At 70.6% G+C, this 25614-nt stretch carries 17 protein-coding genes and 2 pseudogenes; 15 read left to right on the plus strand and 4 right to left on the minus strand.

What is annotated here, in order from left to right; genetic code table 11:
• The first annotated feature begins 6 nt into the window (after window positions 1-6).
• The 4 genes and pseudogenes from AB7M35_RS11905 to AB7M35_RS11920 all read left to right on the plus strand — a co-directional run bounded on the left by AB7M35_RS11905 (window position 7) and on the right by AB7M35_RS11920 (window position 6495).
• Window positions 7-1560 (plus strand): Y-family DNA polymerase, encoded by a 1554-nt coding sequence (locus tag AB7M35_RS11905; RefSeq protein ID WP_453960029.1) that lies wholly within the window; start codon window positions 7-9, stop codon window positions 1558-1560.
• A 199-nt stretch (window positions 1561-1759) separates the two neighbouring features.
• Window positions 1760-3424 (plus strand): annotated as a pseudogene (locus AB7M35_RS11910) (PHP domain-containing protein); the annotation flags it as partial.
• 237 nt (window positions 3425-3661) lie between these two features.
• Window positions 3662-5176 (plus strand): annotated as a pseudogene (locus tag AB7M35_RS11915) (helix-hairpin-helix domain-containing protein); the annotation flags it as partial.
• A gap of 614 nt (window positions 5177-5790) precedes the next feature.
• A complete protein-coding gene (locus AB7M35_RS11920) occupies window positions 5791-6495 on the plus strand; it encodes a DUF1194 domain-containing protein (RefSeq protein ID WP_453960030.1) in 705 nt (234 codons plus the stop codon).
• Between the two features lie 209 nt (window positions 6496-6704).
• On the opposite strand, the gene AB7M35_RS11925 is transcribed toward AB7M35_RS11920, so the two are convergent.
• Window positions 6705-8087 carry a mechanosensitive ion channel family protein gene (locus tag AB7M35_RS11925; RefSeq protein WP_453960032.1) on the minus strand — a complete coding sequence of 461 codons (1383 nt, stop codon included), beginning with the start codon at window positions 8085-8087 and terminating at the stop codon, window positions 6705-6707.
• Between the two features lie 219 nt (window positions 8088-8306).
• Between AB7M35_RS11925 and ggt the strand changes: the two genes are divergently transcribed.
• Window positions 8307-10052 (plus strand): gamma-glutamyltransferase, encoded by a 1746-nt coding sequence (gene ggt, locus AB7M35_RS11930; protein ID WP_453960033.1) that lies wholly within the window; start codon window positions 8307-8309, stop codon window positions 10050-10052.
• 115 nt (window positions 10053-10167) lie between these two features.
• On the opposite strand, the gene pcaF is transcribed toward ggt, so the two are convergent.
• A complete protein-coding gene (pcaF, locus tag AB7M35_RS11935) occupies window positions 10168-11373 on the minus strand; it encodes a 3-oxoadipyl-CoA thiolase (RefSeq protein WP_453960034.1) in 1206 nt (401 codons plus the stop codon).
• A 398-nt stretch (window positions 11374-11771) separates the two neighbouring features.
• Between pcaF and AB7M35_RS11940 the strand changes: the two genes are divergently transcribed.
• The 6 genes from AB7M35_RS11940 to AB7M35_RS11965 all read left to right on the plus strand — a co-directional run bounded on the left by AB7M35_RS11940 (window position 11772) and on the right by AB7M35_RS11965 (window position 18212).
• Window positions 11772-12977: an efflux RND transporter periplasmic adaptor subunit gene (locus AB7M35_RS11940; protein WP_453960036.1), complete on the plus strand. Its 1206-nt coding sequence runs from the start codon at window positions 11772-11774 to the stop codon at window positions 12975-12977.
• 3 nt (window positions 12978-12980) lie between these two features.
• Complete coding sequence (locus tag AB7M35_RS11945; protein WP_453960037.1) at window positions 12981-16133, plus strand: efflux RND transporter permease subunit; 3153 nt, start codon at window positions 12981-12983, stop codon at window positions 16131-16133.
• A 314-nt stretch (window positions 16134-16447) separates the two neighbouring features.
• Window positions 16448-16789, plus strand: a complete 342-nt coding sequence (locus tag AB7M35_RS11950; RefSeq protein WP_453960039.1) for an SH3-like domain-containing protein — start codon at window positions 16448-16450, stop codon at window positions 16787-16789.
• The gene (gene nthA / locus AB7M35_RS11955; RefSeq protein ID WP_453960041.1) at window positions 16790-17458 is read left to right on the plus strand and encodes a nitrile hydratase subunit alpha; all 669 of its coding nucleotides are present in this window, start codon (window positions 16790-16792) and stop codon (window positions 17456-17458) included. It abuts the gene before it with no gap.
• The gene (locus AB7M35_RS11960; protein WP_453960043.1) at window positions 17455-17799 is read left to right on the plus strand and encodes a nitrile hydratase; all 345 of its coding nucleotides are present in this window, start codon (window positions 17455-17457) and stop codon (window positions 17797-17799) included. Before nthA ends, AB7M35_RS11960 begins: the two co-directional genes overlap by 4 nt.
• Window positions 17796-18212, plus strand: coding sequence for a DUF302 domain-containing protein (locus AB7M35_RS11965; protein ID WP_453960045.1), 417 nt, complete (start codon window positions 17796-17798; stop codon window positions 18210-18212). The genes AB7M35_RS11960 and AB7M35_RS11965 overlap by 4 nt, the downstream gene beginning before the upstream one ends.
• A gap of 211 nt (window positions 18213-18423) precedes the next feature.
• On the opposite strand, the gene AB7M35_RS11970 is transcribed toward AB7M35_RS11965, so the two are convergent.
• Complete coding sequence (locus AB7M35_RS11970) at window positions 18424-20982, minus strand: ABC transporter permease (protein ID WP_453960046.1); 2559 nt, start codon at window positions 20980-20982, stop codon at window positions 18424-18426.
• Between the two features lie 4 nt (window positions 20983-20986).
• Window positions 20987-21688: an ABC transporter ATP-binding protein gene (locus AB7M35_RS11975; protein WP_453960047.1), complete on the minus strand. Its 702-nt coding sequence runs from the start codon at window positions 21686-21688 to the stop codon at window positions 20987-20989.
• Window positions 21689-21807: 119 nt separating this feature from the next.
• On the opposite strand from AB7M35_RS11975, the gene AB7M35_RS11980 reads away from it, so the two are divergent.
• The 4 genes from AB7M35_RS11980 (at window position 21808) to leuB (ending at window position 25517) form a co-directional block, all read left to right on the plus strand.
• Window positions 21808-22443, plus strand: a complete 636-nt coding sequence (locus AB7M35_RS11980; RefSeq protein WP_453960048.1) for an arylesterase — start codon at window positions 21808-21810, stop codon at window positions 22441-22443.
• A gap of 56 nt (window positions 22444-22499) precedes the next feature.
• The gene (locus AB7M35_RS11985; RefSeq protein ID WP_453960050.1) at window positions 22500-23267 is read left to right on the plus strand and encodes a sulfite exporter TauE/SafE family protein; all 768 of its coding nucleotides are present in this window, start codon (window positions 22500-22502) and stop codon (window positions 23265-23267) included.
• A gap of 40 nt (window positions 23268-23307) precedes the next feature.
• On the plus strand, window positions 23308-24261 hold the full coding sequence (locus AB7M35_RS11990; RefSeq protein WP_453960052.1) for a threonine/serine dehydratase: 954 nt from the start codon (window positions 23308-23310) through the stop codon (window positions 24259-24261).
• Between the two features lie 140 nt (window positions 24262-24401).
• The gene (leuB, locus tag AB7M35_RS11995) at window positions 24402-25517 is read left to right on the plus strand and encodes a 3-isopropylmalate dehydrogenase (RefSeq protein ID WP_453960054.1); all 1116 of its coding nucleotides are present in this window, start codon (window positions 24402-24404) and stop codon (window positions 25515-25517) included.
• The last annotated feature ends 97 nt before the right edge of the window (window positions 25518-25614 follow it).

Consider the following 25614-nt stretch of genomic DNA (forward strand, 5'->3'; position numbering starts at 1 on the left):
GCCGCCGTGCCGCCCCGCGCCACCGTCGCCAAGGTCGGCGCGGCGCGCATTCTCGCCGCCGTCGACGCGCGCGCCGAGGCCGCCGGCCTGGAACCCGGCCTCGGCCTCGCGGAGGCGCGCGCGCTGGTGCCCGAGCTCGCCATCGACCCTCACGACCCGGAAGCCGACGCCGCCCTGCTGGCCGGCCTCGCCACCGCCTGCGACCGCTACACCCCGCTGGTCGCGCTCGATCCGCACGACGGCCTGTTCCTCGACATCACCGGCTGCGCCCACCTGTTCGGCGGCGAGACCGGCCTCCGCGACGATCTCCTCGCCCGCTTGGCCGGGGCGGAGATCGCCGCCCGCGCCGCCATCGCCGGCACCGCCGGCGCCGCCTGGGCCATGGCCCGCTACGGCCAGGCGCCGATCCTTGCCGACGCGGAGATCCCCGAAGCGCTCGCCCGGCTGCCGGTCGCGGCCCTGCGGCTCGCCCCGGAGACGGCGCGGTCGCTCGGCAGCCTCGGCCTCCGGACCATCGCCCAGCTCGCCGCCCAGCCCCGCGCACCGATCGCCGCCCGCTTCGGGCCGCTGCTGCTGCGCCGCCTCGACCAGGCGCTGGGCGCCGAGGACGAGCCGATCACGCCGCGCCGGACGATGCCGCTCCTGGTGGTGGAGCGCCGGCTCGCCGAGCCGGTCTTCCAGTGGGACGTGGTCGCCACCTATCTCGCCCGCCTCGCCGCCCTGCTGGAGACCCGGCTGGAAGCGCGGGGCGAGGGCGCCCGGCGGCTGGTGCTCGCCCTCTTCCACGCCGACGGCGCCGTCTCCGGCACCGAGATCGCCACCACCGGGCCGGTGCGCGATCCCGCCCGCATCGCCTCGGTCTTCGCGCCGAAGCTCGACGCGCTGGCGGCCGCCCGGCAGATCGACAGCGGCATCGACCTGATCCGTCTGATGGCCTTCGAGACGGCCCCGCTCACGGCCCACCAGGGTGACCTCGACGGCCACGGGACGGCCGAGGCCGATCTCGCCCGGCTGATCGACGTGCTCAGCGCCCGGCTGGGGGCCGCCGCCGTCACCCGGCTCGTCGCCGGCGACAGCCACATCCCCGAGCTCGCCGGCGCGGCCCTGCCCGCCCAGCGGGTCGGCAACCAGGCCCGGGAGAACGGAGGACCGGCTTTCCGCCCGGCCTCGCGGGAAAGGGCTGGCCAGCCCCTGCGAAGCCGCGGCAGCGCCTCGGCGGGGCTGGCAGTCGAGGCCTCTCCTCTGCAGGCGGCAGTGCCCGAGCCCCCCGAGCGGCCGCTGCGGCTGTTTCCCCGCCCCGAGCCCATCGAAACGGTGGCCGCCGTGCCCGATGGTCCGCCGGTGCGCTTCCGCTGGCGCAAGCTCGCTTACGTCGTCGCCCGCGCCGAGGGGCCGGAGCGCATCGCCGCGGAGTGGTGGCACGGCGGCGCCATCGGCCCGACCCGCGACTATTTCCGCGTCGAGGACACCGACGGCCGCCGCTTCTGGCTGTTCCGCGAGGGCCTGTACGCGCGCGAGACCACCGCCCCGCGCTGGTACCTCCATGGGGTGTTTGCATGAGCGGGAGAAAGGAAAGCCGTTCCCAAAAAGAATGTCCGGTCGGGCGGCCTCCCACAGCGCGCGACCGCGCGCCGGCAAAGCAATCGCAGGAAAAGTGCGGAGCGGTTTTCCGTCCGCGATTGCGAGAAAGCGGGTCAGGCCGCGCCCGCGCAGCCGGTGAGCGCAAGCGAACTCGGCGTGAACGGTAAGAAAGCGCCCCATGACTGAGCCCGCGCCCCCCCGCTTCGTCGAACTGGCCGCCGCCACCAACTTCTCCTTCCTCGCCGGTGCCTCGCATCCGGAGGAGATGGCGGTGCGCGCCGCCGAGCTGGGGCTTTCCGGCCTCGCGGTCGCCGATCGCAACACACTCGCCGGCGTGGTGCGGGCCCATGCGGCGGCCAGGCAGGCCTCCCTGCCGTTCGCGGTGGGCTGCCGGCTCGTCTTCACCGACGACACGCCGGACCTTCTCGCCTGGCCCACCGACCGCGCCGCCTACGGCCGGCTCTGCCGCCTGCTGACCGCCGGCAACATGCGCGGCGCCAAGGCCGACTGCCGGCTCCTGCGCGCCGACCTTTCCGCTTACGCCGAGGGACTGGTGTTCGCGGTCCTGCCCGGCACCGCGCCCGACGCCGCCGTGGCGGACACCGTGGCGCTCCTGGCCGACGCCACCGCCGAGCCGGTGCGCATGGTCATCACCGCCTCCTACGGCCGCGCCGACCGGCGCCGCCAGGCCGAGGCCGCGCGGCTTGCCGCGCGCCTGGGGTTGCCGCTGCTCGCCAGCCTGATGCCGCTCTACCACGCGCCGGAGCGGCGCATCCTGCAGGACGTGCTCACCGCGATTTCCGCCCACGTACCGGTCGATGCCGCCGGCACCCGGCTCGAGGCCAACGCCGAGCGCCACCTGAAACCCCCGCAAGAGGTCGAACGCCTGTTCCGGGACCATCCCGGCGCCGTCGCCGAGACGGTGCGGCTGTTCGAGCGCCTCGCCTTCTCCCTCGACGAGCTGCGCTACGACTATCCGGAGGAGGTCACCGACCCCGGCTCCACGCCCCAGCAGACGCTGGAACGGCTGGCCCGGGAAGGCGCCCGCGCCCGCTATCCGGCCGGCGTGCCGGAGAAGGTCGAGCGCGCCATCGCCCATGAGCTCCAGCTGATCGGCGAGCTGGACTACGCCCCCTATTTCCTCACCGTGCACGACATCGTCCGCTTTGCCCGCTCCCGTGCCATTCTCGCCCAGGGGCGTGGCTCGGCGGCCAACTCCGCCGTCTGCTTCTGCCTGGGCATCACCGAGGTCGATCCGGAGCGCACCGACCTCCTGTTCGAGCGCTTCATCTCGGCGGAACGCCGCGAGCCGCCCGACATCGACGTCGACTTCGAGCACGAGCGGCGCGAGGAGGTGATCCAGTACGTCTACGCGAAGTACGGGCGCGACCGCGCCGGCCTCGCCGCCACGGTGATTTCCTACCGCAGCCGCTCCGCCGCCCGCGAGATCGGCAAGGCGCTCGGCCTGTCGGAGGACGCCGTCTCGGCTCTGTCCGGCACCATCTGGGGCCACACCTCGGCCGGCATCAGCCCGGAAGACGCCAGGCGCGCCGGCCTCGATCCCGGCGATGCGCGGATCGCCCATCTGGTCCGGCTGTCCCGCGAGATCATGGGCTTTCCTCGCCACCTCTCCCAGCACGTCGGCGGCTTCGTCATCACCCGCGGCCGGCTCGACGAGGTGGTGCCCATCACCAAGGCGGCGATGGACGACCGCACCATGGTGGAGTGGGACAAGGACGATCTCGACGCGCTCGGCATCCTGAAGATCGACATCCTGGCGCTCGGCATGCTGACCTGCATCCGCAAGGCGTTCGCGCTGCTCGGCCGCCACTACGCCGAAGAGCTTGCCGCCAGCGACGCCGCCGCGCCCTCCGCCTATCCGCGCTTCCACCCGATGCGGGACGGCGAGTGGGACGGAGCCGGCCCCGCCGCACCCTCCATCGCCGTCGACCCGCGCAACCTGCCGGCCTTCGGCCCGGCGGGGGCCTCTCCCTTCACTCCACTCATTCCCGCGCCGGGCGGAATGGAGAACGGATCAGGTCCCGAAGCCCAGGCCGCCACTGCCCTCACCGATCCGTGGCCGGTGACCCTTGCCTCCATCCCCGAGGGCGACAAGGCCGTCTACGACATGATCTGCCGGGCCGACACGCTGGGCGTCTTCCAGATCGAAAGCCGCGCCCAGATGACCATGCTGCCGCGGCTCCGCCCCCGCGAATTCTACGACCTCGTCATCGAGGTCGCGATCGTCCGGCCGGGCCCGATCCAGGGCGACATGGTCCACCCCTATCTGCGCCGCCGCCAGGGCAAGGAACGGGTGAACTATCCCGCCCCGGCGCCCGAATTCGGCCCCCCGGACGAGCTCAGGCAGGTGCTCGGCAAGACCCTCGGCGTGCCGCTGTTCCAGGAGCAGGCGATGAAGATCGCCATCGTCGCCGCAGGGTTCACGCCGTCGGAGGCCGACCGGCTGCGCCGCGCCATGGCGACCTTCCGCAAGGTCGGCACCATCCACACCTTCCAGGAAAAGATGGTGGAGGGCATGGCGCGGCGCGGCTACGAGCGGGCCTTCGCCGAGCGCTGCTTCCAGCAGATCGAGGGGTTCGGCGAATACGGCTTCCCGGAAAGCCACGCGGCCAGCTTCGCGCTCCTCGTCTACGCTTCCTGCTGGCTCAAGTGCCACTACCCGGACGTCTTCTGCGCGGCGCTGCTCAACAGCCAGCCGATGGGCTTCTACGCCCCCTCCCAGATCGTGCGCGACGCCCAGCGCCACGGCGTCGCGGTCCGCCCCGCCTGCGTCAACCGCTCCGACTGGGATTCCACGCTGGAGCCCGGCCCGGTGGCGCGCGACCGGCTCCACCGCGACCATGCCGACATGCACGGCGCGATCCGCTCCAACCGGGCCGTGCGCCTCGGGTTGCGCCAGATCCGCGGCCTCTCCGCCGACGCCGTCGCCACCCTCGTGGCGGCCCGCGGCGCCGGCTACGATTCCGTCCGCGACCTCTGGCTGCGCACCGGCCTGCCCCGCCACGTGGTCGAGCGGCTGGCCGAGGCCGACGCCTTCGCGGGTCTCGGCCTCACCCGCCGCGACGCCCTGTGGGCGGCGCGCGGCCTCGATGCGGGAGCGGCGGTGGAAACGCTGCCGCTGTTTGCCGCCGCCGACACCCGTGCGCTGCGGGAAGAGCCCGATGCCCACCTGCCGCCGATGCCGCCCGGCGAGGAGGTGATCCACGACTACCGCACGCTGGCGCTGTCCCTGAAGGCCCACCCGGCCGCCTTCGTGCGCGACCGGCTCAACGCCGAACGCGTGCTGCCGGCCGAACGGCTGTCGGAAGTGCCCAACAACCGGCGCGTCTCGGTGGCGGGTCTGGTGCTGGTGCGGCAGCGCCCGGGATCGGCCAAGGGCGTGATCTTCATGACGCTGGAGGACGAGACCGGGGTCGCCAACATCATCGTCTGGCCGAAGACCTTCGAGCAGTTCCGCGCCGTCGTGCTCGGCAGCCGCTTCACCCTGGTGACCGGCCGCCTGCAGGTGCAGGACGGCGTCATCCACATCGTCGCAGACCGGCTGGTCGACCGCACCGCCGACCTCGCCGCCCTGCGGGGCGAGCCGGTTGCCACCGGCATCGCCCTTCCGGGCGGCGCGCCACACCGCAAGGGGCCCGTCCTGCCGGAGGTGGAAGCCGCGATGGCCCATGCCGACGAGGTGAAGACCCAGAGCGAGGACGCCCGCGACAAGCCGAAGCCGTCGGCTCGGATCGCCAGCCTGCTGAACGACATGCCCGAACTCGCCGCCGACGCGGCGCGGCTGAAGGCCGCCTCCGAGGCCCGCCGCCCCCCGGTCTCCGGGCCCGCGTCCGCGAAACCGGTCGATCCCGATAGGGGCGAGGCCACGCCCGACGCACCGCCGCTCGCGCCCAGATCCACCTGGTTCACGCCGCGCCGCGCGGCCAGCGACACCGCCGGCATCGGCCGTCACGCCGACGCCCGCGCCAAGGCGGCCGAGACGCGCAAGGCGCTCCCCAAGGGGCGGAACTTTCACTGAGAAAGCAGGGAAGCGCCGACCGGTTCGCCATCCGGCGTTGCGACGGGGAAAACGGACCTGCCCACCGACGTCCGGCTCCCCCACCGCGCTCACGCCCGGCAAATGCGCCAGCGGGGGTGCAATCCGTGCGCAGTCGGATAGGCTGGAGGAGGCGAAGCAAGGGAAAGCCGATGCGCAGACTCCGCACGCACGCCGCCGCGCTCCTCAGCGTCGCTCTCCTGGCTCTGGCGGGCCGCGCGCCCCATGCCGAGGCTCAGGACACCCGGGTCGACATCGCCCTGGTGCTCGCCTTCGACTGCTCCTACTCCGTCGATGCCCGCGAATACGACCTGCAGCGCCGGGGGATCGCCCGGGCCTTCCTCGACCCGGAGATCGTGACCGCCCTGCAGGCCGGGCCGAACGGCCGTATCGCCGTGACCGTGGTGCAGTGGTCGGCCGACGACATCCAGACCGTCGCCGTCCCCTGGCACGTCGTCGACGGTCCGGTGGCCGCCGCCGAGCTGGCCGACCGCATCGGCCGGATGCCGCGCCTGGCGCCGCCCGGCTCCACCTCGATCTCGGCGGCGATCCTCTACAGCGCCGGCCTGCTGGCCAGCCCGCCCTTTGCCGCCGACAAGCGCGTCATCGACGTCGCCACCGACGGCATCAACAATCTCGGCCCCTGGCTGAAGGACGCCCGAGACGCGGTCGTCGCCCGCGGCATTACGGTCAACGGCCTCGCCATCCAGGACGAGGTCGACTACCTCCACCACTACCTCCGGAACCGCATGATCGGCGGGCCGGGGGCCTTCGTGGAAACCGCCAACGACTACGACGACTTCGGGCGCGCCATCCGCATCAAGCTGCTGCGCGAGATCCTGCCGGCGGTGGGGTGATCTTTCTAGCGCTCATGCCGAGTGCGCGTTGCGCACCGGCTGCACGGGCGCGGCCTCCGGCCGGCGCGCGGTCACGCGCTGATGGTGCCGTCGGGACAGGTGGCTGCGGGTGGATTTACGCGCCACTCCAAACTCCGCTCATTCCGGCGAAAGCGGGAATCCAGGACGACGAGCCGCAGCCTTCCACGACCAGCCCTGATTTCCCTCCCTCAGGTCCCCTGACCGCCGTCCTCGCCGCTCTCGCCGCCATCGGGCGGGCCTGACTCGGTGGTGCCCGCCTGGCCGGAGCGGGTGCTGTACACGGCCCCGCCGGCGCCGCGGTCGTTGGCGGCATCGTCCTTACCAGAGGACACTGCGTCGCCCTTCTCGCCGGCTCCTTCCGGATGCGCGACCGCCGACTGAAACCGCGGCTTGCCGTCCTCGCCCGGCGGCAGGAACAGCTCCGGCACGCCCTCCGGCAGCTTCTCCACGTAGAGCGACGTAGACGGGAAGGCGAAGCTGGACCCCGCCCCGTAGACGATGTCGATGAGCTTGTAGGCGAGCCGCTCCTTGGCCTGCAGCCACTCGCCCCAGATGGTCGTCTTGGTGAAGCAGTAGACCATGATGTTGATCGACGAGCCGCCGAAGGAATCGATGCGGACGAAGGTCGAGGCCTGCTGCGGCGAGGCGAAGTCGCCGCAGTCGAGGATGTAGCGCTCGATGCCGTCGCGGATCTCCTTCAGCTGGTCGACGCTCTTGGTGTAGCCGACGCCGATCGTCCAGTAGATCCGCCGCCGCCGCATCGCCGTGTAGTTGGTGACGGCGTTCTCCGACAGCGCGGCGTTCGGCACCTGCGCCAGAGTGTCGTCGAAGTTGCGGATCCGCGTCGAGCGGAAGCCGATATATTCCACCGTCCCGTCGACGATGCCGTCGACCTTGATCCAGTCGCCGTACTGGAAGCGCTTCTCGATCAGGATCAGGAATCCGGCGATCAGGTTCTTGAACAGGTCCTGCGCGCCCAGCGCCACCGCCGCGCCGACGATGCCCATGCCGGCCAGCAACGGGCCCACCTGCACGCCCCATTCCTGCAGGATCGCCGCGCCGCCGAGGAAGGCGACGATGCCCTTGATCACCCGCTTGACCCAGTCGGTCATGGTCCGGCTGAGCGCGCGCTTCACCGGCTGGAGGGAATCCACCAGCGGCCCCACCAGTCCGACCAGCCCCCAGAATAGGGCGATGAGGATCAGGCTCGCCACGAGGTGGTCGAACAGCACGGCGGTGCGGCCGTTCGCGTCCACCTGCAGGATCTCGAAGGCCAGGAAGGCGCCGAACGCCACCGGCAGGATGCCCGCCGGCCCGCGCAGGGCATCGCGCACCTCGCCGCGCAGATCGTCCCGCCGCAGCCCGGCGATCCGCGCCGCCAGCGCCAGGAAAACAAAGCGCAACGGCCGCCGCAGCAGCAGGAACACCCCGAACACCACGAGCGCGGCCAGGATCCGGTCGAGCGGGAAGCCCAGCGTCTCCTGGTCCAGCGCCGACTGGGCGTCGGTCCAGGCGCCCATCGCCTGCGGGAACGCCTGCTTCAGCCGGGCCGCGACCTCCTCGGGCGTCATCGCGCGCCTCCGGTCTCGAACGTCGCTCTCATGCCCCGCCGCCTCCCGACCGGTCTCCCCATGCCCTGGAGTGGTAGCCGCTCAACCCGCCCGCGCCAAGCCGCGCCGCGCGGTCCGCTGCCCCGCGCCGGAAAATCCGTCGCGCACGGGTGGTCAGATCGCCGCCGCCGCGCGACACTTCCGGCAAACGCACCCGCCCACGCGCCCCAGGAGCCTGCGATGTCGGTTCGTCCCTTTTTCCGCTTCACCGCCGTTGCCATCGCCACCCTGTGGATCGGCCAGGCCAGCGCCCAGGACACGGCGATCCTGTCAGCCACGCCACGCTTCCACCCGGTGGTCGCCGAGCACGGCATGGTCTCGAGCCAGGAGGCGCTGGCGACCCTCGTCGGCGTCGACATCCTGCGCTCCGGCGGCAACGCGGTCGACGCCGCGGTGGCCGTCGCCTTCGCGCTTTCCGTCACCCTGCCGCGCGCCGGCAACATCGGCGGCGGCGGATTCATGATGGTCCACCAGGCCGCCACCGGCGAGACTTCGGCGATCGACTACCGCGAGGAGGCGCCGGAGGCCGCCACCGAGGACATGTTCCTCAACGAGGCCGGCGAGGCCGATCCGGTGAAGTCGCGCTTCTCCGGCCTCGGCGTCGGCGTGCCGGGCACCGTGCGCGGCATGGCGCTGGCCCACGACCGCTACGGCTCCGGCGCGCTGTCCTGGGCCGACCTCATCGCGCCCGCCATCACGCTTGCCCGCGACGGCTTCCCGGTCAGCGACGACCTTGCCTCCTCGCTCGCCTCCAACTGGACGAAGCTGCACCTCGGCCGCGACGCGGAGGCGAGCCGGGTCTTCTACGGCGCCACCGGCGGCGCGCCGGCGGCCGGCTCCATCATGAAGCGCCCCGATCTCGCCGCCACTCTGCAAACCATCGCCGAGAAGGGCCCGGACGCCTTCTACGAGGGCCCCATCGCCGAGGCGATCGTCGCCAAGGTGAACGGTGCCGGCGGACGTATGACCGCCAAAGACTTCGCGGACTACGAGGCGAAGGTGCGCCAGCCGGTGACCGGCAGCTATCAGGGCTACACGATCGCCTCGATGCCGCCGCCGAGCTCGGGCGGCATCCACCTCATCCAGATCCTAGGAATCCTCGAGGGCCTGCCGATCGCCGAAAGCGGCCTCAACTCGGCGAAGACCATCCACCTGATGAGCGAGGCGATGAGCTACGCCTACGCCGACCGCTCGAAATATCTGGGCGACCCGGACTTCGTGACCGTTCCGGGCGACTGGCTCACCTCGCCGGAATACGCGGCCGAGGTGCGCGCAAAGATCAATCCGGACCACGCGACGCCGGCCTCGCAGATCAAGCCGGGCGAGGCACCGGGCGGCCACGAGAGCAACGAGACGACCCACTTCTCCATCGTCGACGCCGCCGGCAACGCGGTCTCCAACACCTACACGCTCAACTTCTCCTACGGCGTCGGCCTGGTCGCCGACGGCACCGGCATCCTGCTCAACAACGAGCTCGACGACTTCTCGGCGAAGAAGGGCGTGCCCAACGCCTACGGGCTGATCGGCGGCGACGCCAACGCGGTGGAGGCCAACAAGCGGCCGCTGTCGTCGATGACGCCGACGATCGTCTTCAAGGACGGCAAGGTGTTCCTGGTGACCGGCTCGCCGGGCGGCAGCCGCATCATCACCACGGTACTGGAGGTCATCCTGAACACCGTCACCCACGGCCTCGACATCGCCAGCGCGACGGCGGCGCCGCGCATCCACGACCAGTGGTTGCCGGACGAGATCCGCATCGAGCAGGGCATCAGCCCGGACACCGTGCGAATCCTGGAGGAGATGGGCCACACCGTCGTCCTGAAGGACGCCATGGGATCGACCCAGTCGATCCAGGTCGGGCCGGACGGCACCCTCTACGGCGCCGCCGACCCGCGGACCGCCGGAGATCTGGCGGCGGGCTACTAGTTCCGATCCCCGACCCGAACGAGAAACGCCCGGCAGCGGAAGCTGCCGGGCGCGTGATTGGACGTCGCGCTCGGAACCGGAGCCGGCATATGCCGGCCTGGGGCTTCGGGTCTGCCTACGCCGCCTCGATCGCCAGCGCGATTCCCTGGCCGACGCCGATGCACATGGTGGCGAGCGCCTTCTTGCCTCCGCGCCGCTGCATCTCCCGCATGGCGGTGCCGACGATGCGCGCGCCGGACATGCCGAGCGGATGGCCGAGCGCGATGGCGCCGCCGTTCGGGTTCACGTGCTCGGCGTCGTCGGGGAGGCCCAGCTGGCGCAGCACCGCCAGCGACTGGCTGGCGAACGCCTCGTTCAGCTCGACCACGTCGAAGTCGCTGATCTTCAGGCCGTAGCGCTCCATCAGCTTCTGGGTCGCCGGCGCCGGGCCGATGCCCATGATGCGCGGCGGCACGCCGGCGGTGGCCCCGCCGATCACCTTGGCGATGGGCGTCAGGCCATACTTCTCGACCGCCTCGGCGGAAGCGAGCAGCAGCGCCGCGGCGCCGTCGTTGACGCCGGACGCGTTGCCCGCCGTCACCGTGCCGTTTTCCCGGAACGGCGTCGGCAGCTTGGCGAGCTTCTCCGCCGTGGTGCCGGCGCGCGGGTGCTCGTCGATGTCGACGACGATCGGGTCGGCCTTGCGCTGCGGGATCGTCACCGGGATGATTTCCTCACCCAGCCGGCCGGCCTCCTGAGCCGCCACGGCGCGCTGCTGGGAGCGGGCAGCGAAGGCGTCCTGGTCGGCGCGGTTGATCTGGAACTCCTCGGCGACGTTCTCGCCGGTCTCCGGCATGGAATCGACGCCGTACTGCTTCTTCATCAACGGATTGATGAACCGCCAGCCGATGGTGGTGTCGTAGATCTCGGCCTTGCGGGAGAACGCCGTGTCGGCCTTCGGCATCACGAACGGCGCGCGCGACATGGACTCCACGCCGCCGGCGATCACCAGGTCGGCCTCGCCGGTCTTGATCATGCGCGCCGCCATGGCGGTGGCGTCCATCCCGGAGCCGCACAGGCGGTTGATGGTGGTGCCGGAGACGTTCTCCGGCAGCCCCGCGAGCAGCACCGCCATGCGGGCGACGTTGCGGTTGTCCTCGCCGGCCTGGTTGGCATTGCCGAAGATCACGTCGTCGACGGCGGCGAAGTCGACGCTGCCGTTGCGCGCGACCAACGCCTTGAGCGGCAGCGCGCCCAGGTCGTCGGCGCGGACGGACGACAGGCTGCCGCCGAACCGGCCGATCGGGGTGCGGACGTAGTCGACGATATAGGCCTCGCGCATGGGCTTTCGGTCCTTTCGTGGATCTTGTGACGGGCGGCGCCGGAAGCGGCCGCGGCCGATGTGTGGGTGCGATTTCGAACCGGCGGCGCCCGGTGTCAAGTGCTCGCGGGACCGGGGAGGGCGATGCAGCGCGGTCACAATGGCGAGAAATGGGGCCGCCTAAGGTGGTTCAGGTCCTTTCAACTGCGTCCCTTTGAGTGCTAAAGCCAAAGTGGCTGACATGTGGTGCAGCGGGTTCGGGAGGGTTGAGTATGGGTGTGTGCTGCGGCGAACGCGTGTCCAGCGTGCGGTCCAAGAGGATGCGCCACTCGGCGGCTCTCGCGGTCGCGGTTTGCATCGCCGCAACGGCACCAGCCCTGGCCCAGGCCCCCGGAGGCGGCAGCAAGGCGCCTCCCGCCGTGGTGGTGACCTCCATCCAGTCGGAGGAGGTCGCGGCCTCCGCCCAGTTCCTCGGCCGCATCCAGGCGATCCAGCAGGTCGACGTGGTTGCCCGGGTCGAGGGCTTCCTGAACGAGGTTGCCTTCAAGGAAGGCGATTTCGTCAAGAAGGGCGAACTGCTCTACCAGATCGAGCAGAACCAGTATCAGGCGCAGCTCGCCTCCGCCCAGGCCCAGCTCGCCACCGCCAAGGCCCAGAAATCCGGCGCCGAAGCCAGCCTCAAGAACGCCCAGGTCAACCTCGACCGCCAGCAGACGCTGCTGGAAAAGCAGACCGTCTCCCAGTCCGTGGTCGACCAGGCCCAGGCCGAGCGTGACGAGGCCGCCGCCAACGTCCAGAGCGGCCAGGCGTCGATCGAATCCGCCAACGCCGCCATCCAGACCGCCCAGATCAATCTCGGCTACACCACGATCAGCTCGCCCATCGACGGCCGGATCGGCGCCACCAACGTCACCCAGGGCAATCTGGTCAACACCCAGTCCGGCACCCTCGCCACCGTGGTGCAGCTTGACCCGATCCGGATGGTCTTCTCGATCCCGGAAACCTACTGGATCGAGTTCGCCCAGGAGAAGGGTCTCAGCGCCGCATCCGCCGAAGGCCAGACCTTCGTGCCGTCGATCACGCTGCCCAACGGCAAGAGCTACGACAAGGCCGGCAAGCTCGCCTTCGTCAGCAACACGGTCGACCAGACGACCGGCACCGTCGCCGTCTACGCGAACTTCCCCAACCCGGACGGCGCCCTGCTCCCGGGCGGTTACGTGACGGCAATCCTGCGCAAGGCGGAGCAGGAGAAGCTGCCGATCGTGCCGCTCTCCGCGGTCCAGCAGGACCGTCAGGGCCGCTACGTGTTCATCCTCGATACCTCCAACAAGGTGCAGGAGCGCCGGATCGAGACGTCCATCCAGGTCCAGGACGGCTGGGCCGTCACCTCGGGCCTGCAGGACGGCGACACCGTCGTCGTCCAGGGCGTGCAGAAGATCCAGCCGGGCATGGAGGTCACACCCACCTCGGTCTCCTTCAAGAACGCCTCCCAGGCCGGTCCGTCGCAGAGTTCAGAGACCGCCGACGCCAAGTCGTCCGATGCGAAGCCCGCCGACGGCAAGGCCGCCCCGGCCGGATCCTCGGGTGCGAGCGGGACACCGTCCTCCTCCGGCTCGGGGAACTAGAGCATGATCTCCGAGATCTGCGTACGCAGGCCGCGCCTCGCCGCGGTCATCTCCATCGTATTGACCGTCGCCGGCATTCTGGCGCTGCTGTCGATCCCGATCGCCCAGTATCCCGAGATCACCCCGCCGGTGGTCCAGGTCACCGCGACCTACCCGGGCGCCGACGCCGCCACCATCGCCAACACCGTTGGCGGCCCGATCGAGGAGCAGGTCAACGGCGTCGAGGACATGATCTACATGTCCTCGGTCTCGTCCTCGGCCGGCACCTACACCCTGTCGGTCTCGTTCGACATCGGCACCGATCCGGACATCGCGCAGGTCAACGTCCAGAACCGCGTGTCCCAGGCGACCTCGAAGCTGCCCTCCTCGGTGATCGAGCAGGGCGTCGTCGTGCAGGCGCAGTCGACCAACATGCTGTTGGTCATCAACGTCTTTTCGCCCGACGGCAGCTTCGATCCCGTCTATCTGTCCAACTACACCTCCATCAACATCCGCGACCCGCTGGCGCGCGTTGAAGGCGTCGGCGCCGCCAACCTGCTGGGCGAACTCGACTATTCGATGCGCATCTGGCTGAACCCGGACAAGATGTCCGCGATCGGCCTGTCGCCCCAGGACGTGGTGAGCGCCATCCAGGCGCAGAACATCCAGGCCGCGCTCGGCCAGATCGGCGGCCCGCCGATCGGCGACGATCAGGTCAACCAGTACACGATCACCGCCGTCGGCCAGCTCGAATCGCCGGCCGAATTCGAGCAGATCATCGTCCGCACCGGCAACGATGGCGCGGTCGTCCGCGTCGGCGACATCGGCCGCGTCGAGCTCGGCGCCCAGACCTACTCGTCGGTCTCGCGGCTCAACGGCGCGCCGGCGGCGACGCTGGCGATCTATCAGGCGCCGGGCGCCAACGCGCTCGCCGTCGCCAAGGGCGTCCAGGCCCAGCTCGCCGATCTGAAGAGCCGCTTCCCCGAGGGCATCGACGTCCAGACCGTCTACGATTCCACGCTGTTCGTGTCCGCCTCCATCGAGGAAATCACCATGACGCTGGCGATCACCGGCGTGATCGTGCTGCTGGTGGTGTTCATCTTCCTGGAGAGCGTGCGCGCGACGATCATTCCGGCGATCACCATCCCGGTCTCGCTGATCGGCGTGTTCGTCTTCCTCATGTTGTTCGGGTTCTCGCTCAACACGATCTCGATGTTCGCGGTGGTGCTGGCCATCGGCCTCGTCGTCGACGACGCCATCGTGGTGGTGGAGAACGTCACGCGCGTGATGGAGGAAGAAGGCCTCGATGCCCGCGAGGCGACCATCAAGGCGATGAAGCAGGTCACCGGCCCGATCGTCTCCACCACGCTGGTGCTGTTCGCGGTGTTCGGCCCGGTCTCGTTCTTCCCCGGCATCACCGGCGAGCTGTTCCGTCAGTTCGCCGTGACCATCTCGATGGCGGTGTTCATCTCGATGGTGAACGCGCTGACGCTGTCGCCGGCGCTCTGCTCGCTGGTTCTCCGGCCGCCCAAGGAGCGCAAGAACGTCTTCTTCCGCTACTTCAACAAGGGCCTCGACAAGACCCGTAGCGGCTACGTCAGCGTCGTCGGCGTGATCGCCCGCCGGTCCGCCATCGCCGGCATCCTGATCCTGGTGGTCGGCGGCGTCGCCTTCTTCCTGCTCGGGCGTCTTCCCGGCGCGTTCATTCCGAACGAGGACCAGGGCGTGCTGTTCGTCGACGTGAGCCTGGAATCCAGCGCCGCGCTGCCGCAGACCGAGCGCATCATGGACCAGGTCGAGAAGATCGCCCGCAAGCAGGCGGGCGTCGCCAACGTGGTGACCGTCTCGGGCTACAGCCTGCTCTCCGGCGCGCCCGGCTCCAACAACGGCCTCGCGATCATCGTGATGAACCCGTGGGACGAGCGGACGACCCCGGAGACGTCGCTGAAGGCGATCTACGAGAACCTCTCTGCCGAGTACGCGGCCATTCCGGCCGCCAACGTCTTCGCGTTCCCGCCGCCGGCCATTCCCGGCCTCGGCAGCGCCGCCGGCTTCGACTACCGGCTCGAGGCGATCGGCGGCCAGTCGCCCAGCGACATGTCGTCGGCGCTGCGTGCCCTCATCATCGCGGCCAACGCCGATCCGCGCATCGCCTCGGCCTACTCGAGCTACAACGCCGACGTGCCGCGCGTGTACCTGAACGTCGACCGGACCAAGGCCCAGGCCCTCCAGGTCTCGGTGTCGAGCCTCTACAACACGCTGCAGGCGCAGCTGGGCTCGATGTTCGTCAACAACTTCACCTACCTGGACCGCATCTTCCAGGTGAACATCCAGGCCGACCAGCAGTTCCGGAACCAGATCGACGACATCAACCGGCTGTATGTCCGCTCGGCGTCGGGCGACATGGTGCCGGTGTCGACGCTGGCGACGACCACGTTCGATTTCGGACCGAGCCTCGCCTACCGCTACAACCAGTTCATGTCGGCCCAGGTGAACGGGTCCGCCGCCGCGGGTTACGCCTCCGGCGACGCCATGAAGGCGATGGAGGAGATTTCGGCGAAGACGCTGCCCGAGGGCTACGCGTTCGAGTGGTCGAGCCTGTCGTACCAGGAGGCCAACCAGAGCGGCTCGATCGCCGCGCTGTTCGGCATGGCGCTGCTGTTCGGCTACCTGTTCCTGGTGGCGCAGTACGAGAGCTGGGCGATCCCGTTCGCGGTGCTGACGTCGGTCGCGGTGGCCGTGCTGGGCGCGGTCGGAGCGGTGACCGTCTTCGGCATCGCGCTGAACGTCTACGTCCAGATCGGCCTGGTGCTGCTCATCGGACTGGCCGCCAAGAACGCGATCCTGATCGTCGAGTTCTCCAAGGAGGAACGCGAGGCGGGACACACCCGCTACGGAGCTGCCCTCCAGGGCGCCCACATGCGGTTCCGCGCCGTGCTGATGACCGCCTTCGCGTTCATCCTCGGCCTGATCCCGCTGGTCACCGCGACGGGGGCGGGCGCGGTCAGCCGCGTGGTGCTCGGCATCACGGTGCTCGGCGGCATGCTGGCGGCCACCGTGGTGGGCATCATCCTGATCCCGGGCCTCTACGTGATGTTCCAGTACATCGGCGATTTCTGCGGCGGCAAGCGGGTCGACCACGCCGAGCCGGAGCACGTTTCGGACCCCCTCGCCTGACGGGCGGGCGGGCGGGAACGCCTCGGGAAAGACTGAGGAAACGGGCGCTTCGGGCGCCCGTTTTCACGTCCGGAGCCCGCCGCGCGCAGCCATGACCGGGCCTGCGCGTTTCTGCGCGTTCTTGCGCGTTTCTGCGCGAAATTGCGCGCGCGCACCGCGCATCGCGCATCGCCCCGCCCCCCGCGGAAGGGGGGGGCGGCTCGCACATCAACCCGTGGATTTTCTGACTTCAGAAAGTCAAAGACAGGGGCGATGGTGTGACCATCGGCGCGGCGCCCGGCGGGGCCGCCGCGAGGTTGTCAGGGGATGTCTCGATGATCACGAAACCATCCGCGGCGAAGGCCCTGCCCGGCATCGTCCGGGCCGAGGGAGAGGCCCCGGCGTTCGCACCCGGGGACAAGGTCCGCATCCTCACCCGCTCGCCGATCGGCCACTACCGCGTCCCGACCTACGTCCGCGGCAAGACTGCCACGGTGGAGGCGGTGATGGCCGCCGGGGTCGACAACGAGCAGGAGGCCTACGGCCGCAACGCCGGCTCCAGGCGCCACTACTACCGCCTCGCCATTCCGATGGCCGAGCTCTGGCCCGGCTACGCCGGCGCCGCCACGGACGGGCTTCGCATCGAGGTCTACGAGACCTGGCTGGAGAGTTGCTGAATGAGCACCACGGATCACGACCACGACCATCACGAACACGACCACGATCATCCGCACGCCCCGATCAGCCAGGACGAGAAGCCCGGCTACTACGACATGATGGAGACCGCGGTTCGCGAACTGCTGGTGGAGAAGGGGCTCATCGGCCCCGACGAAATCCGCCGCCAGATCGAGGTGCTGGATTCCCGCTCGCCCGCCCTCGGCGCCAAGGTCGTGGCTCGGGCCTGGGTCGATCCCGCCTTCAAGGCGCGGCTGCTGGAGAACGGCAGGACGGCCTGCGAGGAGCTCGGCATCAGCTTCTACGACGACACCCAGCTGATCGTGCTGGAGAACACCGAAACCGTTCACAACCTGATCGTCTGCACGCTGTGCTCCTGCTATCCCCGCGCCGTCCTCGGCCTGCCGCCGGACTGGTACAAGCTGAAGCCCTACCGGGCGCGGGCGGTGAGCGAGCCGCGCAAGGTGCTGGCCGAGTTCGGCACCACCGTCCCCGACGACGTCGAGATCCGGGTCTCCGATTCCACCGCGATGGTGCGCTATCTGGTGCTGCCACGCCGGCCGGACGGCACGGAGGGCTTCTCCGAGGACCAGCTCGCCGCGCTGGTGACCCGCGACGCGATGATCGGCGTCATCCCGGTCACCGTTCCCGAAGAAGGACTTGCGGCATGAGCGGCACCGAACAGCTCCTGAAGCGGCTGCCCAACGACATCGGCGGCGACGGCGCCGGTCCGATCGAGCAGGTCGAGCACGCGCTCGAGCCGTGGGAGAAGCGCTGCCACGCGCTCGCCGACGTGCTGGACTTCCACAAGATCATCAACACGGAGGAGAAGCGACGCGGCGTGGAGGCGCTGGGGGCCGAGATCATCGGCAAGCTCAGCTACTACGAGCGCTGGATCGCCGCGTTCGGCAACATCCTGTTCGAGAAGGGGATCCTGACGCCGGAGGAACTCGCCCGGAAGATGGACGAGGTAGAAGCCCGCTACAGCGGCGACACGGGCGCGGGCGCATGAGCGTGGACGGGCTGACTGTTCTCCCGAGCGCCCACGATCCCGACCGGACCGCCGAGCGTCTGATCGCGGCCGTCGAGGCGCGCGGCATCACCGTCCTCGCCGACATCGATCACGCCAGGGCGGCCGCCGCCGCGGGGCTCGATCTGCGGCCGACCCGGGTGATCCTGTTCGGCAACGCGAAGGCCGGGACGCCGCTGATGCAGGACGTCCAGGCGGCGGCGATCGACCTGCCGCTGAAGGCGCTGGTCTGGCAGGACGCCGACGGGCGGACCTGGCTCGGCTACAACGACCCGGCGTGGATCGCGCAGCGCCACGGGGTCGGCCCCGGCTCCGACCAGACCATCGCCCTCCTGGGCCGCGCCCTGGCGGCGGTGGCCGAGGAGGCCTGCGGGCAGGCCGCCGGGGCCGTCTGAAACGTGGCAAAATTTTGGTAAAATTCGTCCGCGCGTTCGGAAACGATTAATAACCCGGAGGTAGGGTCATCCTTGTCCCGACCTCCTTGCCCAACTCTCTCGGTCCGACGACCTGACGGAACGAGAGCGGGACGCAGATGGTGGCGGCGTGTCGGATCTTCGAACAGTCCGGCACGCCATCCCCTGTCCGGCCGCCCCCGCGGGGCGCGCCCTACTGGTTGCGGAGGATCGCCGCCGGCTTCTCGCCGAGCGCGCGCCAGGTCCCGACCAGCCCCAGCCCGACGGTCACCGCCAGCGCCACCAGCACCGCGCCAACCGCCGTCAGCGGCATCATCTGGAACTCGATGTCCATGATCGCGGTGAGCACGTACCAGGCCGCCAGCGACCCGGTGAGGATGGCGAACACCGCCGTCGCCGCGCCGATGATGGCGTATTCCAGCGCATAGGCCCCGACCAGCCGCGCCCGCGTCGCCCCGAGGGTCTTCAGGACCACCGCATCGTAGATCCGGGTGCGGTGGCTGGCCGCGAGCGCGCCGGCGAGCACCAGGATGCTGGCGACCAGCGTGACGCTGGCCGCCGCCCGTATCGCCAGGGCGATCTTCGCGACCACACCGTTGACGGTGTCGAGGGCGTCCTTCACCCGCACCGCCGTGACGGTCGGGAAGGTCTGCGCGAGGGTCCGGAGCAGGCCGACCTCCTCCTCCGTGGTGCCGCCGTCGGGATAGGTGAGCGTCGCCAGATGGGCGTGCGGCGCGCCGGCGAAGGTGTTGGGCGAGAACACCATCACGAAGTTGATGGAGAGACTTTCCCAGGCCACCGTGCGGAAGTTGGCGACCTTCGTCTCGATCTCGCGGCCGAGCACGTTGACCGTGACGCTGTCGCCGACCTTGAGGCCCAGCTCGGTGCCCAGCTCCTCGGCGAAGGAGACCAGCGGCACACCGCTATATCCCTCCGGCCACCACGCCCCCTGCACGACCGTCGAGTTTTCAGGCCCGCCGACGGAATAGGTGATGCCGCGATCGCCGCGCAGCACCCATTGGGCCTCGGGCGGGGCGGGATAGTCGGCCGCCGGGATGCCCTTCAGCGCGACGATGCGGCCGCGCAGCATCGGCTGGGTCTCGATCACCGCGTCGGGCGCCTCGGCGTGCAGCGTCTTCAGGAAATCCGCCTTCTCCGCGTCCTGGATGTCGACGAAGAAGAAGCTCGGCGCCTCCTCCGGCAGCCGCGACGTCAGCGTGTTGCGCAGGTTGCCGTCGATCAGCGCCAGGGTGACCAGCAGGGCGAGCCCCAGCCCGAGCGACAGCACCACCGTGGGGGTGAGCGCGCCGCGCCGGTGGATGTTGCCCAGCGCCAGCCGGGCGCCGGTGGCGCGCGGGCGCGGGCTGATGCGGGCAAGCGCCATGATCAGCCAGGCGACGACCCGCAGCAGCGCGAAGGCGATCACCACGGCGACCACGTAGACGAAGGCGAGGAAGCGGTCGTGGGCGAGCAGCACGGCGACGGCGGCGAGCAGCAGCGTCACCGCCGCGGTGGCGGCCAGGTAGCGCCGCCGCGGCAGGCCGCCCTCGCCGCCCGAGCGCTCGCGGAACAGCGCCGTGGGCGGCACGTCGTGGGCCCGGCCGAGCGGCCAGAGCGCGAAGGCGAGCGCCGTCAGGAGACCGTAGACCACCGACAGCGCCAGCTGGCCCGGATAGAGCCGGCCGAGGGCGGACACCGGCAGGATGCCGTCCAGCAGCATCGCCGAGATCGGCGGGATCAGCGCGCCGATGACCAGGCCGATGGCCACGCCGATGCCGGCGAGCATCAGGATCTGCACCAGGTAGACCCGGAACACGAAGCCGCCGTCGGCGCCGAGGCAGCGGAAGGTGGCGATCACCGAGCGCTTGCGCTCCAAGTAGGAGCGGACCGCGTTGGCGACCCCGACGCCGCCAACCACCAGCGCGGTTAGGCCGACCAGCGTCAGGAACTGGGCGAAGCGGTCGATGGAATCGCGCAGACCCGGCGCCGCCTCGGTGCGCGAGCGGATGCGCCAGCCGGCCTGGGGGAACGCCGCGTTGGCGGCCTCGGTGATCTGCTGGATGCGGGTCTCCGACAGCGGCCCGTCCTCGCCGGCGACGCGGTAGTGCCAGCGCACCAGGCTGCCGGGCTGCACCAGCCCGGTGTCGGCCAGCGCGGCCGAGGAGATCATCAGCCGGGGCCCGAACTCGACGCCGCCGGAGAGCCGGTCCGGCTCGCTGTCGATGGTGTCGACGATGCGGACCCGGGTGCGGCCGAGGTCGAGGACCGATCCGACGTCGACGCCGAGCCGGGCGAGCAGCGTGGCGTCGGCCACCGCCGTGTGCTGGCCATCGCGGTCGGCGAGCGCCGCGTCGAGCACCTCGCCGCCCTGAAGCGCGACCGAGCCGTAGAGGGGATAGGCGCCGTCGACGGCCTTGAGCTCCACCAGCGTCTGGTCGGAGATGTCCGGCCGGCGCACCATGGCGCGCATGTCGGCGACTTCCGACAGGCGGCCCTGGTCGGCGAGGAAGGCGCGCTCGTCGCCCTCCAGCCGGCGGTGGATCAGCGAGACGTCGAGATCGCCGCCGAGGATCGTCTGGCCCTCGGCCACGATTCCCTGCGTCAGGGCACTGGCGAGCGAGCCGACGCCGGCGATGGTGCCGACGCCGATCGCGATGCAGGCGATGAAGATGTAGAAGCCGGCGAGCCCGCCGCGCATCTCGCGCAGGGCGAACCGGACGGCCGTCGCGAGGCCCTGACTGTTGCGCGCCATCCGCTCAGACCGCGTGCACGGCGGCGGCGACGGGGGCGTGGTCGACCTCGCCGGCGCGCATGCGCACCGTGCGGTCGCAGCGGCGGGCGAGCTCGGGATCGTGGGTGACGATCACCAGCGTCATGCCGCGGCTGGCACAGGCCTCGAACATCAGATCGACGATGGTGGCGCCGGTGTCCTCGTCGAGGTTGCCGGTGGGCTCGTCGGCCAGAAGCAGCGCCGGTTCCGGCGCCAGCGCCCGGGCGATGGCCACGCGCTGCTGCTCGCCGCCCGACAGCTCGGTCGGATAGTGGTTGGTGCGATCGGCGAGCCCGACGGCCGCGAGCTCGGCGCGCGCCCGCTCGAAGGCGCCGGCGACCCCGGCGAGTTCCAGCGGCACCGCGACGTTTTCCAGCGCCGTCATGGTTGGGATGAGGTGAAACGCCTGGAAGACGATGCCGACCGAACGGCCGCGGAACCGCGCCAGCTGATCCTCGCTGAGGCCGGTGAGCTCGTTGCCCGCGACCGCGACGGTGCCGGCATCGGCGCGCTCCAGCCCGCCCAGCACCATCAGCAGGGTGGACTTGCCGGACCCCGACGGTCCGACGATGCCGACGGACTCGCCGGCCGCGATCCGCAGCGAAACGCCCTTGAGGATATGGACGCGGGCCGCCCCCGACCCCAGACTGAGATGAACGTCGTCGAGTGCGATTGCTGGTTCGGCCAAATCGCCCCCCTTTCGTCGATATCGTGAAGTATCCGCAGCAGGCTCTGCCCGTGCGATGGTTACGGGCCTTCCGGGCATATGGTCTTCGCCGCCCTCATATCCAGCAGAAGCGGACGCCCATGCGGATCATCATTGTCGCAGCCCTCGCCCTCCTCCTCGCCCCGACACCGGGGCAGGCGCAGAAACCGATCACCATCGTCGCGTTCGGCGACAGCCTGACGGCCGGCTACCAGCTCGGTCCCGACGAGGGATTTGCCGAGCGCCTGCAGGCCAAGCTCGCCGAGCGCGGCCAGGACGTGAGGATCGTCAACGCGGGGGTTTCCGGCGACACCACCTCCGGCGGCCTCGCCCGCCTCGACTGGTCGGTGCCGCCCGACGCCGACGGCGTGATCCTGGAGCTCGGCGGCAACGACGCCCTGCGCGGCATCGATCCGGGCACCACCGAGGCCAACCTGGACAAGATGCTGACGCAGCTTTCCGAGCGCGCCGTCCCGGTGCTGCTGGCCGGCATGCTGGCGCCGCCGAACATGGGCCCGGACTACGAGGCGGCGTTCAACCCGATCTTCAAGCGCCTCGCCAGCCGCCACGACGCGATCTACTACCCGTTCTTCCTGGACGGCGTGGCCGGCAATCCGGAGTACGGGCTTGGCGACGGCATCCACCCGAACGCCAAGGGCGTCGACGTGATCGTGGACAAGATCCTTCCTTCGGTGGAAAAGCTGATCGCACGGATCGATCGCCGCTCGCCCTCCTGACGCCGCTCTCCGCGGCGCTCCCGCCCCGCCCTGCCGACCGGTAAGGACCACCACCTTTGGATCTCCTGTCGCTGCTGACGCCCGAAGGCCTGTCCGGCTGGTCGTCCGCCCTGCTGATCGTCATGTCCTGCCTGACCTCGGCGATGACGGCCGCGTTCGGGATCGGCGGCGGGCTGACGCTGATCGCCGTGATGATCCCGCTGGTGCCGATCCAGGCGCTGGTGCCGGTGCACGGGCTGGTGCAGCTGGGCTCCAACTCCGGCCGCGCCATCCTGCAGGTGCGCCACGCCCGCTGGGACATCCTGGCGCTGTTCGCCATCGGCGCCGTGGTCGGCGCGCTGATCGGCGGGATGGTGGTGGTGGACGTGCCCGACGTCGCGCTGAAGCTGGGCGTGGGGCTGTTCGTGCTGTGGTCGGTGTGGGGCCGGATGCCGTCGATCGGCGACGGCAACCGCGTGCTGCTGCCGATCGGCGGGGCGATGTCGACGCTGCTGTCGATGTTCGTCGGCGCCACCGGGCCGTTCGTGATGGCGCTCTACGCCCACGCGAAGCTGACCAAGGAGGAACTGGTCGCCACGTTCGCCGGGTCGATGGTGATGCAGCACTGCCTGAAGGTGCTGGCCTTCGGCGCGCTCGGCTTCGCCTTCGGCGAGTGGCTGCCGCTGGCCGCCGTGATGATCGTCTCCGGCTTCGCCGGAACGGTGATCGGCACCCGGGTGCTGCGCCGGCTGCCCGAGCGCATCTTCCGGATCGCGCTGAAGATCGTGCTGACGCTGATCGGCCTCGAGCTGGTCCTGACCGCCCTTCCCCGGCTGCTCGGCTGAACCGCGCCGCAGCCGACCCGACGACGAGAGGTTTCCGCCCGTGACCGACGCCCTCCCCGTGACCCGCTCCGACATCGAGGCCGCCCACGGCCGCATCGTCTCCCACGTGCGCCGCACCCCGGTGATCGCGCCCGGCCGCGGCGCCTTCGGGCTCGGCCTCGACCTGGTGCTGAAGCTGGAATGCCTGCAGCACATGGGCTCGTTCAAGCCGCGCGGCGCGTTCAACTCGCTGCTGTCGGCCGACGTGCCGGCGGCGGGCGTGGCGGCGGCCTCCGGCGGCAACCACGGCGCCGCCGTCGCCCATGCGGCCGCCCGTCTCGGCCACAAGGCGACGATCTTCGTGCCGGAGATCTCCTCGCCGGTGAAGGTCGCCAGGATCCGCCAGGCCGGCGCCGAGGTGCACATCGGCGGGGCGCGCTACGCCGACGCGGCGGCCGCCTGCGCGGAGTTCCGGGCGCGCACCGGCGCCATCGACATCCACCCCTACGACGCGGCGACCACCATCGCCGGCCAGGGGACCGTCGGGCTGGAATGGGAGCAGCAGTCCCCCGACCTCGACACCGTGCTGGTCGCGGTCGGCGGCGGCGGGCTGATCGCCGGCGTCGCCACCTGGTACGAGAACCGGGTGAAGGTCGTGGCGGTGGAGCCGGAGACCTCGTGCTGCCTGAAGGCGGCGCGCGACGCGGGCGCGCCGGTGGACGTCGACGTGGAGGGGGTGGCGGCGGACTCGCTGGGCGCCCGGCGAATCGGCGAGCTGCCGTTCCGGCAGACCCGGGCGTTCGTGGACGCGGCCGTGGTCGTGCCGGACGCGGCGATCACCGCGGCGCAGGCGCTGTTGTGGCGCGACCTCAACCTCGCCACCGAGCCGGGCGGCGCCACCGCGCTGGCGGCGCTGCTGTCGGGCGCCTACCGGCCGGCGCCGGGCGAACGCGTCGGCGTGCTCGCCTGCGGCGCCAACGTCGACCTCGCCGTGCTGGCCGGGCTTTCGGCCTGAGCGACGGCGCGCCGGCGGCCGGAGGCGGCCGCCGATACTTGCCTTGACCCGGGGAAGCCGATACGCAGCACGCTGCGCCGGTCTCCCGGCGCCCATCAATCAGCCCGCCGATACGAAGGCTTTCAGGAAAGGCTCCCCCGATGACGACCCATTCGCTTCTGCTGCTTCCCGGTGACGGCATCGGTCCGGAGATCATGGCGGCGGCGGTCGAGGTCATCGGCTGGTTCAACAAGCGCGCCGGCACCGAGCTGTTCACCACCGAGACCGACCTGGTCGGCGGCTCCGCCTACGACGCCCACGGCGTCGCCGTCACCGACGCGACCATGGAGAAGGCGCTGGCCGCCGACGCCGTGCTGTTCGGCGCGGTGGGCGGCCCGAAGTGGGACGACGTCGGCTACGACGTGCGCCCCGAGGCCGGCCTTTTGCGCCTGCGCAAGGACCTGCAGCTGTTCGCCAACCTGCGCCCGGCGATCTGCTACCCGGCTCTGGCCGACGCCTCCAGCCTGAAGAAGGAGCTGGTCGACGGCCTCGACATCCTGATCATCCGCGAGCTCACCGGCGGCGTCTACTTCGGCGAGCCGAAGCAGATCACCGACCTCGGCAACGGCCAGAAGCGCGGCGTCGACACCCAGGTCTACGACACCTTCGAGATCGAGCGCATCGCCCGCGTCGCCTTCGATCTCGCCCGCACCCGCCGCAACAAGGTGACGTCGTCGGAAAAGCGCAACGTCATGAAGACGGGCGTGCTGTGGAAGGAAGTCGTCGAGCAGGTGCACGCCGCCGACTATCCGGACGTGGAGCTCGACCACATGCTGGCCGACAACTGCGGCATGCAGCTGGTGCGCCGGCCGAAGCAGTTCGACGTGATCGTCTGCGACAACCTGTTCGGCGACATGCTGTCGGACGTGGCGGCGATGCTGACCGGTTCGCTCGGCATGCTGCCGTCGGCCTCGCTGGGCGCGCCGGACGCCGTCACCGGCCGCCGCAAGGCGCTCTACGAGCCGGTGCACGGCTCGGCCCCGGACATCACCGGCACCGGCCGCGCCAACCCGATCGCGATGATCGCCTCGTTCGGCATGGCGCTGCGCTACTCGTTCGGCATGATCGAGGAGGCCGACCTGCTCGACAAGGCGATCTCCGCCGCCCTCGACAGCGGCGCGCGCACCGCCGACATCGCGCCTGAAGGCGCCGACACCGTCGGCACCGAGGAGATGACCCGCGCCATCCTCGACGCGCTGGACGGCCTCGACGCCTGAGCACCGGCACCGCCGGACACACGACACGAAAAAGGGGCCGCGCGGCCCCTTTTTTATGCGCGCGCGGCGCGGCCCCGCGAAACCGGGCGCACCCCGG

It is taken from the genome of Amorphus suaedae, assembly GCF_053629675.1.

What these genes read in the sequence shown, in the direction of transcription:
- AB7M35_RS11920 (WP_453960030.1), top strand. Translation starts at nt 5,791, where the DNA reads ATGCGCAGACTCCGCACGCACGCCGCCGCGCTCCTCAGCGTCGCTCTC.
- AB7M35_RS11925 (WP_453960032.1), bottom strand. Translation starts at nt 8,087, where the DNA reads ATGACGCCCGAGGAGGTCGCGGCCCGGCTGAAGCAGGCGTTCCCGCAG.
- AB7M35_RS11950 (WP_453960039.1), top strand. Translation starts at nt 16,448, where the DNA reads ATGATCACGAAACCATCCGCGGCGAAGGCCCTGCCCGGCATCGTCCGG.
- AB7M35_RS11970 (WP_453960046.1), bottom strand. Translation starts at nt 20,982, where the DNA reads ATGGCGCGCAACAGTCAGGGCCTCGCGACGGCCGTCCGGTTCGCCCTG.
- leuB (WP_453960054.1), top strand. Translation starts at nt 24,402, where the DNA reads ATGACGACCCATTCGCTTCTGCTGCTTCCCGGTGACGGCATCGGTCCG.
- AB7M35_RS11960 (WP_453960043.1), top strand. Translation starts at nt 17,455, where the DNA reads ATGAGCGGCACCGAACAGCTCCTGAAGCGGCTGCCCAACGACATCGGC.
- AB7M35_RS11965 (WP_453960045.1), top strand. Translation starts at nt 17,796, where the DNA reads ATGAGCGTGGACGGGCTGACTGTTCTCCCGAGCGCCCACGATCCCGAC.
- nthA (WP_453960041.1), top strand. Translation starts at nt 16,790, where the DNA reads ATGAGCACCACGGATCACGACCACGACCATCACGAACACGACCACGAT.
- AB7M35_RS11945 (WP_453960037.1), top strand. Translation starts at nt 12,981, where the DNA reads ATGATCTCCGAGATCTGCGTACGCAGGCCGCGCCTCGCCGCGGTCATC.
- AB7M35_RS11980 (WP_453960048.1), top strand. Translation starts at nt 21,808, where the DNA reads ATGCGGATCATCATTGTCGCAGCCCTCGCCCTCCTCCTCGCCCCGACA.
- ggt (WP_453960033.1), top strand. Translation starts at nt 8,307, where the DNA reads ATGTCGGTTCGTCCCTTTTTCCGCTTCACCGCCGTTGCCATCGCCACC.
- pcaF (WP_453960034.1), bottom strand. Translation starts at nt 11,373, where the DNA reads ATGCGCGAGGCCTATATCGTCGACTACGTCCGCACCCCGATCGGCCGG.